The organism is Acidovorax sp. (assembly GCF_034519795.1).
GTDB lineage: Bacteria > Pseudomonadota > Gammaproteobacteria > Burkholderiales > Burkholderiaceae_C > Acidovorax.
Genome location: NZ_JAXHOB010000014.1, coordinates 98,324 through 115,713 on the forward strand (window position 1 = coordinate 98,324; position 17,390 = coordinate 115,713).

Annotated in this window: 17 protein-coding genes; 8 read left to right on the plus strand and 9 right to left on the minus strand. The window is 68.6% G+C overall.

What is annotated here, in order from left to right:
- Positions 1 to 104 precede the first annotated feature (104 nt).
- The 7 genes from U5N23_RS17130 to U5N23_RS17160 all read left to right on the plus strand — a co-directional run bounded on the left by U5N23_RS17130 (position 105) and on the right by U5N23_RS17160 (position 6,329).
- Complete coding sequence (locus tag U5N23_RS17130; RefSeq protein WP_322593986.1) at positions 105 to 1,004, plus strand: sulfurtransferase; 900 nt, start codon at positions 105 to 107, stop codon at positions 1,002 to 1,004.
- Between the two features lie 73 nt (positions 1,005 to 1,077).
- Positions 1,078 to 1,647, plus strand: coding sequence for an OsmC family protein (locus tag U5N23_RS17135; protein ID WP_322593987.1), 570 nt, complete (start codon positions 1,078 to 1,080; stop codon positions 1,645 to 1,647).
- Positions 1,648 to 1,703: 56 nt separating this feature from the next.
- Positions 1,704 to 2,858, plus strand: a complete 1,155-nt coding sequence (locus tag U5N23_RS17140) for an acyl-CoA dehydrogenase family protein (protein ID WP_322593988.1) — start codon at positions 1,704 to 1,706, stop codon at positions 2,856 to 2,858.
- Positions 2,855 to 4,135 carry an FAD-dependent oxidoreductase gene (locus U5N23_RS17145; RefSeq protein ID WP_322593989.1) on the plus strand — a complete coding sequence of 427 codons (1,281 nt, stop codon included), beginning with the start codon at positions 2,855 to 2,857 and terminating at the stop codon, positions 4,133 to 4,135. The genes U5N23_RS17140 and U5N23_RS17145 overlap by 4 nt, the downstream gene beginning before the upstream one ends.
- A gap of 142 nt (positions 4,136 to 4,277) precedes the next feature.
- Positions 4,278 to 4,856, plus strand: a complete 579-nt coding sequence (locus tag U5N23_RS17150; RefSeq protein ID WP_322593990.1) for a DUF3455 domain-containing protein — start codon at positions 4,278 to 4,280, stop codon at positions 4,854 to 4,856.
- A gap of 154 nt (positions 4,857 to 5,010) precedes the next feature.
- Positions 5,011 to 5,577 (plus strand): sigma-70 family RNA polymerase sigma factor, encoded by a 567-nt coding sequence (locus U5N23_RS17155; protein ID WP_322593991.1) that lies wholly within the window; start codon positions 5,011 to 5,013, stop codon positions 5,575 to 5,577.
- Complete coding sequence (locus U5N23_RS17160) at positions 5,574 to 6,329, plus strand: anti-sigma factor domain-containing protein (protein WP_322593992.1); 756 nt, start codon at positions 5,574 to 5,576, stop codon at positions 6,327 to 6,329. Before U5N23_RS17155 ends, U5N23_RS17160 begins: the two co-directional genes overlap by 4 nt.
- Before the next feature lie 33 nt (positions 6,330 to 6,362).
- On the opposite strand, the gene cynS is transcribed toward U5N23_RS17160, so the two are convergent.
- From cynS to U5N23_RS17190, 6 genes are all read right to left on the minus strand, one after another.
- Entirely contained in the window at positions 6,363 to 6,806 is a 444-nt protein-coding gene (gene cynS, locus U5N23_RS17165) for a cyanase (protein WP_057199926.1), read from the minus strand.
- A 104-nt stretch (positions 6,807 to 6,910) separates the two neighbouring features.
- Positions 6,911 to 7,777 carry an ABC transporter ATP-binding protein gene (locus tag U5N23_RS17170; protein WP_322593993.1) on the minus strand — a complete coding sequence of 289 codons (867 nt, stop codon included), beginning with the start codon at positions 7,775 to 7,777 and terminating at the stop codon, positions 6,911 to 6,913.
- Entirely contained in the window at positions 7,767 to 8,636 is an 870-nt protein-coding gene (ntrB, locus tag U5N23_RS17175; protein ID WP_322593994.1) for a nitrate ABC transporter permease, read from the minus strand. The genes U5N23_RS17170 and ntrB overlap by 11 nt, the downstream gene beginning before the upstream one ends.
- 171 nt (positions 8,637 to 8,807) lie before the next feature.
- On the minus strand, positions 8,808 to 10,211 hold the full coding sequence (locus U5N23_RS17180; RefSeq protein WP_322593995.1) for a CmpA/NrtA family ABC transporter substrate-binding protein: 1,404 nt from the start codon (positions 10,209 to 10,211) through the stop codon (positions 8,808 to 8,810).
- 146 nt (positions 10,212 to 10,357) lie between these two features.
- A complete protein-coding gene (locus U5N23_RS17185) occupies positions 10,358 to 11,044 on the minus strand; it encodes a response regulator transcription factor (protein ID WP_322593996.1) in 687 nt (228 codons plus the stop codon).
- Positions 11,041 to 12,252, minus strand: a complete 1,212-nt coding sequence (locus U5N23_RS17190) for a PAS domain-containing sensor histidine kinase (RefSeq protein WP_322593997.1) — start codon at positions 12,250 to 12,252, stop codon at positions 11,041 to 11,043. Before U5N23_RS17190 ends, U5N23_RS17185 begins: the two co-directional genes overlap by 4 nt.
- A 53-nt stretch (positions 12,253 to 12,305) precedes the next feature.
- On the opposite strand from U5N23_RS17190, the gene U5N23_RS17195 reads away from it, so the two are divergent.
- Positions 12,306 to 13,151 carry an ABC transporter permease gene (locus tag U5N23_RS17195; RefSeq protein WP_322593998.1) on the plus strand — a complete coding sequence of 282 codons (846 nt, stop codon included), beginning with the start codon at positions 12,306 to 12,308 and terminating at the stop codon, positions 13,149 to 13,151.
- 19 nt (positions 13,152 to 13,170) lie between these two features.
- Here U5N23_RS17195 and U5N23_RS17200 read toward each other — a convergent pair whose 3' ends face one another.
- The 3 genes from U5N23_RS17200 to U5N23_RS17210 form a co-directional block, all read right to left on the minus strand.
- Positions 13,171 to 13,503: an STAS domain-containing protein gene (locus U5N23_RS17200; protein WP_322593999.1), complete on the minus strand. Its 333-nt coding sequence runs from the start codon at positions 13,501 to 13,503 to the stop codon at positions 13,171 to 13,173.
- Positions 13,504 to 13,597: 94 nt separating this feature from the next.
- Positions 13,598 to 14,665, minus strand: a complete 1,068-nt coding sequence (locus tag U5N23_RS17205) for an ABC transporter substrate-binding protein (protein WP_322594000.1) — start codon at positions 14,663 to 14,665, stop codon at positions 13,598 to 13,600.
- A gap of 23 nt (positions 14,666 to 14,688) precedes the next feature.
- A complete protein-coding gene (locus U5N23_RS17210; RefSeq protein WP_322594001.1) occupies positions 14,689 to 17,307 on the minus strand; it encodes an MFS transporter in 2,619 nt (872 codons plus the stop codon).
- Positions 17,308 to 17,390: the final 83 nt, after the last annotated feature.

The window sequence follows — 17,390 nt, forward strand, 5'->3', positions numbered from 1 at the left end:
GCAGACACCTGCATGGAATTTCACCTCGAATCGACCACTCTGGCACACCTGTTGCGGTAAGGGAGGCAGGCCATCCTGCCCACCACCGCATCGAAAGGTTTTCCATGAGCACCGATTCCGACGCCGTCCTGATCTCGCCCACCCAGTTGCAGGCCCTGCAGGCCGCCGAGCCTGTCGTCCTGATCGACACCCGCGACGCCGACACCTATGCCCTGGGCCACATCCCGGGTGCGGTGAACCTGCGCGAGACCTTCACCTTCCTGGCCACCTCCAGCCCCGAGGGGCTGCAGGAACTCAAGGACACCTTTGCCGCGCACCTGGGGGCCATCGGCCTGTCAGGTGCCGAGACGGCGGTGTTCTACGAAGACGCGCTGAACAGCGGCTACGGCCAGTCCTGCCGCGGCTACTACCTGCTGACCTGGCTGGGCTACCCCAAGGTCAAGGTATTGAACGGCGGCTACTCGGCCTGGAAGGCGGCCGAGCTGCCCGTCTCCACCGAAGCAGCGGTGCCCACGCCCGCCATCTTCCCGACCACACTGGCCACCGCCGACGTGATGCTGACCAAGGACGACGTCGCCCAGGCCCTGGGCACCGACACCGTGCTGCTGGACGTGCGCGACGTGGACGAGTGGATCGGCGAAAGCTCCAGCCCCTATGGCAAGGACTTCGCACCCCGCAAGGGCCGCCTGCCGGGCGCCAAGTGGGTGGAGTGGTACCGCTTCATGAAGCCCTCGGCCCAGGGCCCGGTCTTCAAGTCGCCCGACGAGGTGCGCGCCGAATGCGCCACCGCCGGCATTGCCCCGAGCGACACGGTGTACCTGTACTGCTTCAAGGGCGCGCGCGCCTCCAACACCTTCCTGGCGCTCAAGCAGGCCGGCTTTGCCGACGTGCGCATGTACTTCGGCTCCTGGAACGAGTGGTCGCGCGACGACAAGCTGCCCATCGAGAGCGGACTGCCCCTGCTGCGCACGGCCAGGAAGCCCGCGCTGGCACTGGCGGCCTGACCACGGGCTGGGGCAGGCTGCCCCACCCATCCCTTTTTGCTTCTTTCATTCATCACTGCCTCCAAGGAAACCCATGTCCACCGACCTGCTGGAACCCACCGCCCCCGTCACCACCGTCCACACCGCGCTGCGTCCCATCGACCGCGATGGCCTGATGGCGTTTGCCGAGAAGGGCCGCAACAACCCCGCCAGCCGCGGCACCAACAAGGTCCACACGGTCATGGAGGGGCAATACCGCTCGCTGAGCACCGTGGGCAACCACACACCGGTGGTGGTGGACGAACCACTGCACCTGTTCGGCCAGGACACGGCGCCCGCCCCGGGCGAGATCGTGCTCTCTGGCCTGGGCGGCTGCCTGGCCGTGGGCATCACCGCCGTGGCCACCTGGAAGCAGGTCACGCTCAGCAAGATCGAGATCTTCATGGAGGGCGACATCGGCAACCCCGCCGCCTGGGGCGCCGGTGGCGCGCTGCAGAAGCTACCGCCCGAGATGGGCTTCCAGGCGATCCGCGTGAAGGTGCTGATCGAGGGCGACGCACCGCGCGAAGTGCTCGACGAGATCGTGCAGCACGCCAACTTCTACTCGCCCGTGGCCAACAGCATGCGCAATCCGATTCCGTTCGAGATCGGCCTGATGGATTGACCACCGGCCCCGCTCCGCCATTTCTTTGCCTGCCTGCGCTTCCAAGGACTTTCCCCATGAACCCCGCCGACCTCCCACCCCAACTCCACCTGGAAGGCGCCCTGCAGGGCGACGCGCTGCTCGCCGCCGTGCGCGCCATCGCCCAGGGCCCGCTGGCCGCGCAGGCCGAGGCCATCGACCGCGTGGGCTACTACCCGCGCGCCGAGCTGCAGCAACTGGGGGCCGTGGGCGCCATGGGGGTGCACCTGGACAGCACGGCCGGCCCGGCGGACTACGGTCTGGCCATCCGCGCCATGGCCGAGGTCTCGCGCGTGTGCGGTGCCACCGGCTTCATGCTGTGGTGCCAGGCGGTGTGCGGGCTGTACCTGCAGCAGTCGGGCAACCCCGCGCTGATGGGCGAGGTGCTGCAGCGCCATGCCAGCGGGGTCGGCCTGGGCGGCACCGCCCTGTCCAACCCCATGAAGAGCTACGCCCAGATCGAATCCCTGCTGCTCAAGGCCACGCCCGTGGAGGGTGGCTACCTGGTGAACGGCACCCTGCCCTGGGTCAGCAACCTGGGGCCCGACCACTACTGCGGCGCCGTGGCGGCGATCGCCCAGCCCGAAGGCAGCGCGCCGCGCGAGCTGATGTTCTTGCTGCGCTGCGGTGCGCCAGGCGTGGAGATGCGCGAGTGCCCGAGCTTCTCGGGCATGGAGGGCACGGGCACCTATGCGCTGCGCCTCAAGGACCATTTCGTGGGCGCGGACCACACCATTGCCGACCCGACACGGCCGACCATCGCGCGCATCCGTGCCGCCTTCGTCATGCTGCAGTGCGGCATGGCGGTGGGCATCACCCAGGGGGCCATCGACTCGATGTGGGCGGTGGAGGCACAGCTCGGCCACGTCAACCAGTTCCTCGAAGACCGGCCCGATGCCCTGCAGGCCGAACTCGACGCGCTGACGGCGCGCGTGATGGCACTCGCGCAGACCCCGTTCGACACCCGTACCGATTTCTTCATCGACGTGCTGGACGCCCGCGCCCACGGCGCCGAGCTGTGCCTGCGCGCTGCCCAGTCGGCCCTGATGCACCAGGGCGCGCGCGGCTACCTGATGAGCTCGGAGGTGCAGCGCCGGGTGCGCGAATCGCACTTCGTGGCCATCGTCACCCCGGCCATCAAGCATTTGCGCAAGGAGATCGCGCGCCTGTCCACCGAGGAGATGCCGGCATGAGCGCTGCCACCACCACCCACTCCACGCTGGCCGACGACCCCTGGCTGCAGTACATCTGCCACGCCTGCGGCTACCTCTACGACGAGGCACAGGGCGACCCCGACGGTGGCCTGCCGCCCGGCACGCGCTTCGCCGACATCCCCGACGACTGGGCCTGCCCGCTGTGCGGCGTGACCAAGGCCGATTTCGAGCCCTACCTGGCGCCCAGCATGGAGGCACTGAAAGCCCAGGCACGCAGCGGCACGGCAGTTGTACCCACCACCGCACGCAACGCCCGGCCAGGCGTTGTCATCGTGGGCGCCGGGCGTGCAGGCTGGCTGGTGGCCGAAGCCCTGCGCGCGCTGGACGCGCAGCGCCCCATCACCCTGGTGACCGACTGCAGCGGCGATTTGTACGACAAGCCGCAGCTGTCCATCGCCATGGCCAAGCACCTGCCCGCCGAGCGCCTGGTGCGCGAAACCGGCACCGCCGCGGCGGCGCGCCTGAACCTGCGGCTGCTGGCACACACGCATGCCGTGCGCATCGACACCTCTGCGAACGGCGGCACCCTGCGCACCACGCGCGGGCCGCTGCGCTACCAGCACCTGGTGCTGGCCCATGGCGCGCGCGCTGCCCTGCCCCCGGGGCTGCCGGCCGCGCTGTGCTGGCGCATCAACCACCTGCAGGCCTACCAGCGCCTGCGCGCCGCGCTGGGGCACACACCGCGCCGGGTGCTCATCGTGGGCGCCGGTCTGATCGGCTGCGAACTGGCCAACGACCTGGCACTGGGCGGCCACAGCATCACCCTGCTCGATACCGAGCCCCTGCCGCTGGCGCGCTGCGCTGGCGAAGCCCGCGCCAGTGAACTGCTGGCGGCATGGGGGCAGCTGCCCATCGCGTTCGTGGGTAGCGTGCGCGTGGCTTCGCTCGACCCCCTCGCAGTGCCCAGTCCGGATGGAGCCCTGCAGCTGACCACCACCGACGGCCGGCAGTTCACGGCCGACCAGGTGATCGTGGCTGCCGGCCTGCAGACCCCGCCGCGCCTGGCGCAGAGTGCCGGCCTGGCCTGGGACGGCGGCATCGCCGTGACGCCGCAGCAGCTGCAGACCAGCGTCCAGGGCATCCACGCACTGGGCGACTGCATCACCATCGGCGGGCAGGCCAGCCGCTTCATCGAGCCCATCGCGCGGCAGGCGCGCACCATTGCGGCAGCGATTGCAGGGGCGGGCGATGTGCCGTATGAGCCCCGGCCCGCCTCCATCCGGGTCAAGACCAGCTCCTGGCCCATGAGCCTCTGATCGGCGAAACCCGGGCACGCAAAAAAAATATTTCCACTATTTTTCTGCCGGCCTGCATCCAAACGGCGTCCTCGCGGGTAGTACCTGCAGCAGCCCACTTTTTGCTGCTGTCCATTCAACCCATTTGAAGAAGAGGAACGCCATGACGACCACCCAGCCAACGATCTCCCGCACCATCTCCCTGGCCGGAGCCATCGCCGCAGCAGCGCTGCTGACGGCCTGCGGCTCGATGATGGGCTCCAGCAGCGGGCCCATGTTCTCGCAGGACAGCCTGCCCGACACCGTGAAGGTGCCCGGCGGCAACAAGGTCGCCATGGAAACCGTGGGCGTGGGCGAGATCACCTACGAATGCCGCGACAAGGCCAACGCCCCCGGCCAGACCGAATGGTTCTTCGTGGGCCCCAAGGCCGTGCTCAACGACCGCGGCGGCAAGCAAGTGGGCACCTACTACGGCCCACCTGCCACCTGGGAATCGAAGGACGGCTCCAAGCTGACCGCCACGCAGGTCGCCGTGGCCCCGGCCGGTGCTGGCAACATCCCCTACCAGCTGGTCAAGGCCAACCCGGCCATGGGTTCGGGCGCCATGACGGGTGTGACCTACATCCAGCGCGTGGCCTTGAAGGGTGGCGCGGCCCCTGCTGCCACCTGCAGCGCCGCCAACAAGGGCGAGCGCCAGATCGTGAAGTACCAGGCCGACTACATCTTCTGGAAGGCCGCGTAAGCGCCTCCCGCAGTGCGATGAACGCAATCCCTTGCAATTCAGGGGATTGCGCGTGGATGCAGGGCCTGGTGGGCTAGGATGCAGGCACGCCCTGGGCGCTGGCATTGCGCCAGCCCCAGCCAACCGACGACCGTGCCGAGCCCCTTGCGCAACCGTGCCTGAAACCCCTGGCGATTTTGACTACGAAGCGGCCCTGGCCGCCTGCGCCGCCGGCGACCGCCAGGCCATGCGCCGGCTGTACGAGCACGAGGGCCCACGCATGCTGGGCGTGGCACTGCGCATCGTGCGCCAGCGCGCGCTGGCCGAGGACATCGTGCACGACGCCTGCGTGAACATCTGGAGCCGCGCCACGGGCTACGATGCGGCGCGCGGCAGTGCGCGCGGCTGGATCTACAGCGTGGTGCGCCACCTGGCTCTGAACGCCGTGCGCAATGCGCGCCGCCACGTCGACATCGACGAAGAAACCACCCACACCCTGGAGGCCGACATGTCCGTGCAGGCCTTCCATGATGCCGCCAGCAGCTTCGAGCTCAACGCCAGCCTGGGCCGCCTGCAGCACTGCCTGGAGGCGCTGGAGCCGGCACGGCGCAACTGCGTGCTGCACGCCTATGTGGAAGGCTGCTCGCACGGCGAGATCGCCGAACGCCTGGGCGCGCCACTGGGCACCGTGAAGGCCTGGATACGGCGCAGCCTGACCTCGCTGCGGGAGTGCATGGCATGAGCACACCCTACCCCGAAGACCCGAACGACGACCTGCAGGTGCTGGCCGGCGAGTACGTGCTGGGCACGCTGCCCGCGGCCGAGCGCCTGGCCGTCTCGCAGCGCCTGGCCACGGAGCCCGCGCTGCAGCAGGCGGTGAACGACTGGGAGGAACGGTTGCTACCGCTGACCCAACTGGCCGAGCCCGTGCCCCTGCCCCCCCACCTGGCTTCGCGCATCGAGGCATCGCTGCAAGGCATGGGCCAGCAGACCAGGGCGCAGGCTGCGCCCGTGGCAACAATGCCCCCGCGCAGCCGCTCCGGCGGCTGGTGGAACCACCTGGGCCTGTGGCGCGCCCTCGCCGGATCGGGCTTTGCCATGGCCGCCGTGCTGGCAGCGGTGCTCGTCACCCGTACCGCGCCCGTGGCAGCGCCGCCGAAGTTCATGGTGGTGCTGGTCGCACCGCAGGACAAGGCGCCCGGCTGGGTGGTGCAGGCCAGCTCGCCACAGCAGATCAGCCTGATCCCGCTGGGCGTGGCCGAAGTGCCGGCCGACAAGGCGCTCGAGTTCTGGACCAAGGCCGATGACTGGAACGGCCCCGTCTCCCTGGGCCTGGTCAAACCCGGCCAGCCGCTGCAGGTGCAGCTCGACAAGCTGCCGCCACTGCAGCCCAACCAGCTCTTCGAGCTGACGCTGGAGCCGCCCACGGGCTCGCCCATCGGCAAGCCCACGGGCCCCATCCAGTTCATTGGTCGGGCGGTCCAGGTACTCTGACCTGGCCCCGCGCGCTGGCGCCCCGGGCCCGTCTCAATACTGCTTGTAGGGCAGGAACTTGCCTGACAGAACCACATTCACGCGATCGCCCTTGGGGTCGGCCTCGCGCGTGATGTCCATGCTGAAGTCGATGGCGCTCATGATGCCGTCGCCGAACTCTTCGTGGATCAGCTCCTTGATGGTCGTGCCGTACACGCTCACGATCTCGTACCAGCGGTAGATCAGCGGGTCGGTGGGCACGGGCGTGGGCAGCGAGCCCTTGTACGGCACGACCTGCAGCCACTTCTGCTCTTCGGCCGTGAGGCCGAAGATCTTGCCCAGCACCTTGGCCTGTTCGGGCGATGCGGTCATCTGGCCCAGGCACAGGGCGGTGGTCCATTCCTTGGACTGGCCGACCTTCTTGGCAATGGCGTCCCATTGCAGGCCTTTCGAGACTTTGGTGCTGATGATCTTTTCGGTGACGTCGTTGCGGTTCATGTGGGCTCCTTTGGGTTTGGACGTTGGAACAGGGGGCAGAATTCAGGGTGCAGATCTCCCCGGCCGCCCATGCAGGCGACCCGGCGGGGCGGTCTCTGGCGGGGTCAGTGGGCCTTGGCCCGGGTCACGAGAAAGTCCACGATGTGGTTGCGCAGCGCGTAGTAGCCGTCCAGGTGGTGCAGGCTGCTGCGCGTGCGTTCGCGCGGCAGCGGGTTCACCACCACCTCGGCGATGCCGCCCGGGTGGTAGCCCGCGGGCGACTCGTTGCCGTTGCTCATGAGCAGGATGCGGTCGGCCAGCAGGATGGCCTCGTCCACGTCGTGGGTGATCATGAACACCGTCTGCTGCGTCTGGCGCACGATGGCCATCAGCTCGTCCTGGATGGTGCCGCGCGTGAGCGCATCGAGCGCGCCGAAGGGCTCGTCGAGCAGCAGCATCTTGGGCTGGATGGAGAAGGCGCGCGCAATGCCCACGCGCTGCTTCATGCCGCCCGACAGCTGCGAGGGCTTCTTGTCGATGGCGGGCGACAGGCCCACCAGGGCGACGAACTTCTCCACGTGCGCATCGACTTGGGGCCTCTTCCAGTCGGGCCAGCGCGACTTGACGGCGAAGGCGATGTTCTGGCGCACGGTGAGCCAGGGCATGAGTGCATGGCTCTGGAACACCACGCCCCGGTCCAGGCTCGGGCCGGCGACCTCGCGGCCGTCCATGATGACGGTGCCCGAGGTGGCGGTGTCCAGGCCCGCCAGCACGTTGAGGATGGTGGTCTTGCCACAGCCCGAGTGGCCGATGATGCAGACGAACTCGCCCTTGTCGAGCGTGAACGACACGTCGGCGAACACCGGCTTGGCGGGCACATAGGCCTTGCTGAGGCGATCGATCTGGAGGAAGCCGGAGGACACGGGGGAGGCCTTTCGTTGCGGGGCGTCGGGGACAGTGGCGGCCGGGCGCTGAGCGACGTCACTCCACATAGGTCACCACCTTCTGCAGTTGGCCGAAGGCCAGATCCAGGAGCATGCCGACCACGCCGATGACCAGGATGGCGAAGATCACGTTGGTCAGCGACAGGTTGTTCCACTCGTTCCAGACGAAGTAGCCGATGCCCGTGCCGCCCACCAGCATCTCGGCGGCCACGATCACCAGCCAGGCGATGCCCATGCTGATACGCATGCCCGTGAGGATGGTCGGCGCCGCTGCCGGCAGGATCACCAGGAAGGCCTTGCGCAGCGGGTTGACCTGCAGCGTGGCCGAGACGTTGAGCCACTCGCGCTTGACCGAGGCCACGCCGAAGGCCGTGTTCACCAGCATCGGCCAGACCGAGCAGATGAAGATCACGAAGATGCCCGAGATCGACGAGTCCTTGATGGTGTAGAGCGCCAGCGGCATCCACGCCAGCGGGCTGATGGGCTTGAGCACCTGGATGAAGGGGTCGAAGGCGCGGCGCAGCAGCGGCGACATGCCGATGATGAAGCCCAGCGGTATCGCCACCAGGCAGGCCAGGCCGAAGCCCAGCGCCACGCGACCCAGTGAATGCGCGAGCTGGATGGCGATGCCCTTGTCGTTGGGCCCGTTGTCGTAGAACGGGTTGGACACATGGCTCCACACCGTGGTGCCCATCTCGCCGAGTGAGGGGAAACCGCTGCTCTTGGTGCCGGCGCCCGGGTCCTTGCCCATCATCTTGGCGTATTCGATCTGCTCGGGCGTCATGCCCGCCGTGCTGTTGGCAGGGCCCGACGACGCCGTGGCCGCATACCAGATGCCCAGAAGGGTCAGGAAGATCAGCACGGACAGCAGGCCCGCGCGCAGGTTCAGACTCTTGGAACTTGTCATGTCAAATCTCCGTGCGCTTCACAAATCCACCAGCCCGCGAAACGGGCAGGGCCGAAGCCAGCGCCCCCGCGCAAGGGCCGCCCCGCCGCGCTTGGGGGCGTCCCCCTCCCAGATTGCGAAACAATATGAGAGAGGGGTGAAGGCGCGAAGCGACTCAGGGGCTGCTTCATTTCAGGTCACCTTGCGGATCGGGAAGCTTCTCGCGTATTCGGCTGCCTTGGCGGCATCGAACTCGCGGCCCATGATCTTGAACTTGGGGTAGGCGCCCTCGGGCACCTTCTGGTCCAGCGCCTTCATCTGCTTCTTGGCGTCGGTGATGAGGAAGACCTTCTCGGCGATCTGCTTGTAGTCCACGTCGCCCTTGACGTAGCCCCAGCGCTGCATCTGCGTGAGCATCCACACGGCCATGCTCTGCCAGGGCATGGGGTCGAAGTCGGCACGGTCGGGCACGTTCTGGATCTTGCCCAGGCCGTCGGCAAACTTGCCTGTGAGCACCTGGGTGATCACGGCCTCGGGCTGGTTCAGGTAGGCCTGGGGCGCGATCACCTTGGCGATGAGTTCGCGGTTGGCCGGGTCGCGCGCCATCGCCGCCGAGGTGAGCACCGCGCGGTACAGCGCGGCGAAGGTGTTGGGGTTCTTCTGGATGAACTCGGTGCTGGTGCCGAAAGCGCAGCACGGGTGGCCGTTCCACAGGTCCTTGGTGAGCAGGTGGATGAAGCCCGCTTCCTCGAACACGGCGCGCTGGTTGAACGGATCAGGGCCGAGGAAGCCGTCGATGTTGCCCGCGCGCAGGTTGGCCACCATCTCGGCCGGCGGCACCACGCGCAGCTGCACGTCGGTGTCGGGGTTCAGGCCGGCCTCGGCCAGGTAGTAGCGCAGCAGGAAGTTGTGCATGCTGTACTCGAACGGGATCGCGAACTTGAAGCCCTTCCAGTTCTTCGGGTCGCGGTTGTCCTTGTGCTTGAGGCTCATCGTGATGGCCTGGCCATTCACGTTCTGGATGGTGGCCACGTTCATGGGCGTGGCGTTGGAACCCAGGCCCATCGAGATCGCCAGCGGCATGGGCGACAGGAAATGCGTGGCGTCGTACTCCTTGTTGATCATCTTGTCGCGGATCAGCGCCCAGCCAGCCGTCTTGGTGACTTCGACATTCAGGCCCTGCTTGCTGTAGAAGCCCAGCGGGTGGGCCATGATCAGCGGCGTGGCGCAGGTGATCGGGATGAAGCCGATCTTCAGGTTGGTCTTCTCCAGCGCGCCTTTCTCCTGTGCCATGGCCTGCATGCTGGCCACGGGCAGCACGCTGGCGATGGCCGCCATGGCCGTGCCCTTGCCCACGGCCTTGATGAAGCGCCGGCGCACCGCGTCCTGCGGGAACAGCGCCTTGACCAGCGTGGCCTCGATGAACTCGTTGCTGTAGGCCTCGAATTCGCTGGTGAGGCTGCGCTGGCGCAAGGTGGCGGCGGCAGCGTCGGCAGACACTTCGGCATGGTGGTCTGCGACCGAATGGTCGCGGCCGCAGCTGCACTTGAGCATCAACGGGCGGTCGGCATCGAAAGGCGAGAAGAATTCGGACATGGCACACCTCGGAGAAGTTGGTGCCATGCGCTACGCAAAGCGCGGGCCAGTTGCGGCCCGTTCAGGCCTGCCGCCGTGAATTCGTGGGTGCCGTGTCTACAGCGTGTAGGGGCAGCACTACAAATCGGGCCTGCAGGGCCCCAAAATCACTCCGCAGGCGTGCCGCGCGCCAGCAGCGCCAACTCCACGTCGTTGCGCGCACCGGTCTTTTCGAGGATGCGGGCGCGGTAGGTGCTCACCGTGTTGGGCGCGAGCTTGAGCTGCGCACCAATTTCGCCCACGCTCTGCCCCGCCGTGAGCAGACGGAACACCTGATGCTCCCGGTACGATAGCGCGTCCACCCCGGCTGGCACACCCTGCTGGGCCGCCCGCACCACCCCGGTGCGCTCCACCGCGCCGGCCAGCGCCTGGGCCGTGGCCTCCGTGAGGTAGCGGCCACCGCCGGCCACCTTGCGCACGGCGGCCACCATGTCGTCGGGGTCGGCGCTCTTGTGCAGGTAGCCGGCCGCGCCCATCTGGATGCAGCGCACCGCGTACTGCCGCTCGGGATAGGTGCTGAGCATCAGCACCGCCAGGCCCGGCCAGGCCTTGCGCAGGGCCTGCAGCACCTCCAGGCCATCCATGCCCGGCATGGCGATATCGAGCAACACCAGGTCGATGCCGGCCGTGCCACCGAGGGCCGCCACCTGGTCCAGCACCTCCTGGCCGTGCGTGGCCTCGGCCACCACCACGATGTCGGGCAGGCCGTTGGCCGGGTCGCCCAGCACCTGCTTCAAGCCCTCGCGCACGATGCGGTGGTCGTCGCCGATGAGCACGCGCACCGGGGCGCTCATGGAGCCACCTCCAGCGGAATGCTCAGCTGCAGGCACGAGCCTTCGCCCGGCTCGCTGGTGATGTGCAACTGCCCGCCCAGCTGCCGCGCACGCTCGCGCATGCCCATGACGCCATAGGCCGTGGGCGCTTCGAGCGCCTGGCGCGTGGCGCCCACGCCGTTGTCCTGCACGCGCAGATGCAATTGCTGCTCCTCGGTATCGATGCGGATGGCGATGGCGCTGGCCTGGGCATGGCGCCCGACGTTGCTCAGCATCTCCTGGAAGATGCGGAACACCGCGATGGCAGCCGGCTCGGGCAGGTGCAGCGTCTCGGGCACCTCCATCTGCCAGCGCAGCTGCAATTCTGCCGACTGCACGAATTCCTGCGCCTGCCACTCCAGGGCCGCCCACAGGCCCTGGTGGTCCAGGATGCTGGGGCGCAGGTCGGTGATGATGCGGCCCACGTTGTCCACCGCATTCTCTATCAGGCGGCTCATGTTCTGGCACTTGCAGCGCATCTGCTGGCGCATGTCGCCTGCGGCCTCGGGGCTGCGCTCGCCCTGCTCGCCCAGGCGCTTGTGCAGCCAGTTGACGTCCATCTTGAGGGCAACGAGCAGGCTGCCCAGCTCGTCGTGCACCTCGCGCGCGATGCGCGTGCGCTCGTCCTCGCGCACCTGCTCGGAATACGCCGAGAGCTCGCGCAGCTGGCCCAGCGCCTGCGACAGCTCCTGCGTGCGCGCGGCCACCCGGCGCTCCAGTTCATCGTTGGCGCGGGCCAGTTCGTCGTGGGCGCGCTGCAGCTCGCCGGCTGCGCGCCTGCGCTCGGTGATGTCCACGAAGGTGATCACCGCGCCGTGCACCCGGCCGTCCTCCATGATGGGATGGCTCGAGTACTCGACCGCGAAGGACGAGCCGTCGTGGCGCCAGAACACCTCGCTGTCCACCCGGCAAGGCAGGCCACTGCGAAAGGCGTTGAAGATCGGGCAGTCGCTGTCCGCGTAGGGGCTGCCGTCGGGGTGCGAATGGTGGGTGAGCGCGTGCATGTTGCGCCCCATCACTTCGGCTGCGGCCAGGCCGAGCATGCGCGCACCGGCCTGGTTGATGAACACGCAGTCGCCCGCCAGGTCGATGCCGAACACGCCCTCGCCCGTGGATTCGAGCAGCAGGCCCAGCCGCTCGCGCCACAGCGCGTGGGCGCTGGGGGACAGGTGCAGGACGTTGGCGCTCATGCCCTGGGCACAAGCAATGGGCATGCCCGGCCGATGCACAGCACAATAGGGGCATGCAAGCCGCCAACCCATCGACCCCGCTGCCACCGCCCACGCCGTCCGTGTGGATGCCGCCCACGCTGTCCGCGCGCTGGTGGCCCGTGTTCCTGCGCAATCTGCTGGTCTGGCGCAAGCTGGCCATCCCCAGCCTAGTGGGCAATATCGCCGAGCCGCTGATGTGGCTGGTGGCCTTCGGTTACGGCATGGGAGCGCTGGTGGGGCAGGTGAGCGTGGCCGCGGAGGGCGGCGCCACCAAGGTGCCCTACATCCTGTTCCTGGCCAGCGGCTCGATCTGCATGAGCGCCATGAACGCGGCGAGCTTCGAGGCACTGTACTCGGCCTTCTCGCGCATGCATGTGCAAAAGACCTGGGACGGCATCATGAACGCGCCCGTGCGGCTCGATGACGTGGTGCTGGCCGAGATGCTCTGGGCAGCCTTCAAGGCGCTGTTCACCGTGACCGCCATCCTCGGGGTGATGCTGGCGCTGGGCATCAGCCACAGCCCCAAGCTGCTCGTAGCTTGGCCCGTGCTGCTGGGCGTGGGCATCATGTTCTCGAGCATTGCGCTGATCTTCAACGCGCTGGCCAAGGGCTACGACTTCTTCACCTACTACTTCACGCTGGTGCTCACGCCGATGATGTTCCTGTCGGGCGTGTTCTTCCCGCGTGAGCAACTGCCGCCCATCGTGCGTGCCATCTCGGACTGGTTGCCGCTGACCAATGCCGTGGAACTGGTGCGCCCGCTGTTCATGGACCAGTGGCCCGCCAACCCCTGGCGCCATGGCCTGGTGCTGGTGGTGACCACGGTGGCGGCCTTCTGGGTGGCACTGGCGCTGACGCGCCGGCGCTTTCGCAGCTAATCTGGGGCGGTGGGCCCGCTCAGACTTTCGCCAGGCCCTCGTCCAGTGTCTGGGTGACGGCGAACAGGGTCAGGAAGCCGCTCATGTCGAACACCTCGCGCACCATGTCGCTCAGGCCGACCAGCACCAGCTTGCCCTTGCTGGCGCGCAGCTTCTTGCCCGCGAGCAGCACCACGCGCAGGCCTGCGGAACTGATGTAGTCCAGTGCGGAGAGATCGAACACCACGCGCTGCGTGCCCGCTTCGAGCTGCTCGGTAACCACGCGCTCGAGTTCGGGCGAGCTGCTGCTGTCGAGGCGACCGCGCGGGCGCAGGATCAAGATGTCGTCGCGGCGCTCCTGTTCGAGGTTCATGGGCGCAATCCTTTGAATCGTGGCTGGGAAAAGAAATCCTGGAACTCAGGCTCGGCCCATTGTAGGGGCCGCACCGCAGCACGCGACCGGCGCATCAGTTCGCAGCAGCCTGCTTGGGCACGTTGATCACCTCGGCCACGTTCAGCAGCAGCATGGGCGGATACAGGTCCAGCGCCTGCACCGTGCGCATGTTGACCAGCAGCGAGAAGCGCTGCAGCGTAGAGGCCGCAATCGACTGGGGCGGCTTTTTCTCGACCAGGATCTGGCGCGCCATGGAGCCGGCGTAACGGCCGATGTTGGCGCCATTGGAAAACAGCCCGAACAGGCAGCCCGACTGGCGCACGATGCTCTCGGTCGCGCAGAAGGTCGGCAGCTTGTTCTGCAACGCGGCGCTTGTGACGGCATCGCGGTGCGTGAAGGCGAGGAAGGTGATGGGACCGACGTAGAGGAAGTCGACCTTGCGTTCGGCCAGGGTCTGGATCTGCGGGGCGATCTGCGCGGGGTCAGGGCCGCCCTGGGGCAGCAGGGGCAGGCTGGCCTCGACCACCTCGAAGTTCTGCGTGCGCGCCAGTTCCTTGAGCCGGTCGCGGATCAGGCCGGAGTTGGGCTCGGCAGGGTTGTGCAGGTAGCCCAGGCGTGTGAAGGGGCGGTAGGCACGGATGGCGTTGAGCTGCACCGGCAGCGGCGCCACGTGGCTCACACCCGTGACGTTGCGGCCATGGTCGTCGAGCGTGCGCAGCAGACCCGCGCCCACCGGGTCGGTCACCTCGGTGAAGACGATGGGCAGGTCGCGGATCGCATCGTCCTTGCCTGCCTGGTCGTGCCGGCCCGCCAGGGCGAGGGTGGTGGGCGTGCCCCAGGCGTAGATCAGGTCGGGGCGCACCGCACGCACCTTGGCGCGCAGCTCGGGAATGTCCTCACTGCGGCCCGAGAAGCGGATGTTCACGTACTGCACGGGCACATCCTGGCGTTGCAGGTAGCCGGTGAAGCCGGCCTCGATGTTCTGGTCATCGCGCGGCAGCACCATGGCGACGGTGAAGCGCTTGGTGGCGGCGGCCACGCCAGCGGCCGCCGCGTTGGTGGCGCTCTGGGCGACAGCGGCCGAGGTGCCCAGCAGGGCACAGGTGGCCCCGGCGGCGATGAGGATGCGGCGCAGGTTCATCGGAGTTCTCCAGGAGATCGTCTTCAGGCAGCCGCAGCGGCCTGGGTACGGGGGTTGCGCAGGCCGGCGGCCAGGCTCAGGGTCGTCACCGACAGCAGCAGGCCCACGGCCACCACTGCGCCGGCATAACCGAAGGCGGTCACGGCGACCGCAGTGACAAAGGGCGCGACGATGCTGCCGCCGCGCTCGATCAGCCGGAACGCCGCCAGCGCCTGCTCGGGCGTGGCAGTTGCGCGGCTCGCATCCACGCCCTCGAAGGCCTCGGTGGTCAGCGCGATCTGCGGCGAGGACTGCAGCGCCTGGCCCAGGCCCAACAGGGCGCAGCAGGCGGCCATGCCCCAGACGCCGCCCAATGCCGGCAGCGACAGGCAGGCCAGCGCACTGAACACGCCGCCCGCCACGATGAAGGGCTTGCGCTGCCCGAGCAGGTCCGACCAGTGCGCCACCAACGAGGCGGAGAGGGCAAAGCACAGGAAGTACAGCAGCAGCACCCGGCCCGCCACTGCGGGCGGCTGCTGCAGTTCGTTCATGTACAGGGGCACCACCACGGAGAGAATCGTCACCGCCACCAGGCGGCCCGGCAGGGCGGCGCCCAGGATCACCCAGATGGCGCGCGGCTCGCGCAGCACCGCCATGTAACCGCGCCAGCCGCCCGAGGTGGCCAGGCCACGCTGGGCTGCGGCGCTGCCCTCGGGCACGGGCAGCGACAGGCGCAGGGCGGCCAGCAAGGCGCCGACCATGCACAGCGCGCAGGCCAGGAAGCCGATGCCGTCGCCCGCGCGCGCGGCGATCATGCCGCCGAAGGGCGGGCCGACGATGCCCGCCGCCACGATGGCCGCAGCCACCTCGGCAAGGCCCCGCGCGCGTTGCTTCGGCGGTGTGATGCGCACGATGGCGGTCTGCACCAGGATCAGTGCCAGGCCGTAGGCAGCCCCCCCCAGGGCGCGCAGGCCGATCAGGGTCCAGGCATCGGTCGCCCAGGCCGTGGCGGCCAGGGCCAGCGTGCCGACCAGGGCCGCCAGCATCAGGCTCCAGCGCAGGTCGAAGCGCCGCGCCAGCGCCGGGCCGGCGGGCTGGGCCAAAGCCAGCGTGGCCATGAAGGCGGCGACGGGCAATCCGGCCACCATGGTGGGCGACAGGGCGGCATCGATGGGGCGCACCTCGCTGGCGAAGACGGTAAAGAAGGGGCGCAACAGCTCTTCGGACAGGGCGACCAGGAACACCGTCAGGCGCAACAAGGTGAGCTGGGCCCCGACCTGGGGCGCCTCGGCTGTAGCGCCGTCGCTGCGCGCTGCACGCATCAGCTGCGCCCGGCATTCGTCCGCGTCGCGGTCATGTGCCTGGGCGCTTTCCTGGTCGATAGCGTGCTTTTTTTGCCAGCGGCGCTGCAGCCCTTGCCACAACCGGGCCTGCACATACGCGGCCAGCGGGAACAGCAGCGAGCGGCGCCACAGACCGCGCGCGAGTTCGCGCACCAGCACGGCGGCGATCACCAGGGCCAGCACCAGGTCGATCAGCATGCCCGCGAGCTGCCGGTCCACGAAGTCGGCCGGGTAGCCAACGACCACGGCGCCGTCGCCGGCCGTGAGCGTGCGGCGCGGGAAGTCGGACATGCTGTCGCGGGCCTGCGAGGGCACGTCGCTGCCCCAGGTGGAATTTTGCGCCGGGCCGCCGGGCGGCTGCAGCGCCAGGTAGCTCAGCTCGGGCGCTTCGACCAACTGCTGTCGAAACAGCGCGTCCACCCCGTTCATCGCGGTCCAGGGCACACCGAGCGACAGCGCGCGCGCAACCTGGCCCGACAGCGCACGGCCCACGGCGTCGGCGTTCTCCTGGATCTGCGCCGTGACGGCCGGGCGCGCTGCCTCGCGCGCGATCCACAGCATGGCGGCGGGTGCCACCAGCACGCTGAAGACCACGGCCAGCCAGAGTTTCCGGGCGGAGTTGGGGCTGGCCTGTGCCCCGCTGCCATGGCCGATGCCGCGCATCGAGGTCATGACGCGCGTGCTCCAGCGCAGCAGCAGCCACCAGGTGATCACCAGGGCCAGCAGCATCAGCGGCAGGGCGCGCAGCACCATGTCGAGCGCGACGCCCCGGGCCTGGGCGCGCACTTCGGCCGGGTCGAGCGCCCCCCACAGGGTGGCGGCCGGCGCGCCGGTGGAGTCGAAAATGGCCGCGCCGATCCACGCGTAACGGCCGGTGTTGCGCACCACGGGGACATGGCCCGGCCCGGCGTCGATGACGGCCTGCCTCCAGCGCGGCGCTATGGTGGAATGCAGCGCCGCGTCGCCCGAGCGCAGCACGGCCTCGCCGCGGTCGGTGTCGATGAAGACCCCGCGCAGCGGGCTGCCCGCTGCACCCAGGCGCGTGACCCGTTCGGGCAACACGGTCTGGTCGGCCACCGAGACACCGAAGCGCAGCCCGGACTCGGCCTCGTCGGCCACCTGGCGCAGCAGGCGCACGGTGCGGTCCTGTTCGAGCTGGGTCAGCAGTTGCTCGGTCCGCCAGGCGATCAGGACCAGGGACAGGCCAAACAGCACCAGCGCGAAGATCGACGCGAACATCAGCGATTCGCGTCGCAGGCGCCGCTGCAGTGCGGTCACATCGATGTCAGGGCCGGGCGTGGTGCGGGTCATGTCGGTCATGGAAGTGCTTCCTCGGTAAACCGGTTTCGTCGGATGTCGTGCAGCTGTTCTATAGTCGGGGCGTCGTTACGAACCCTTTCAAC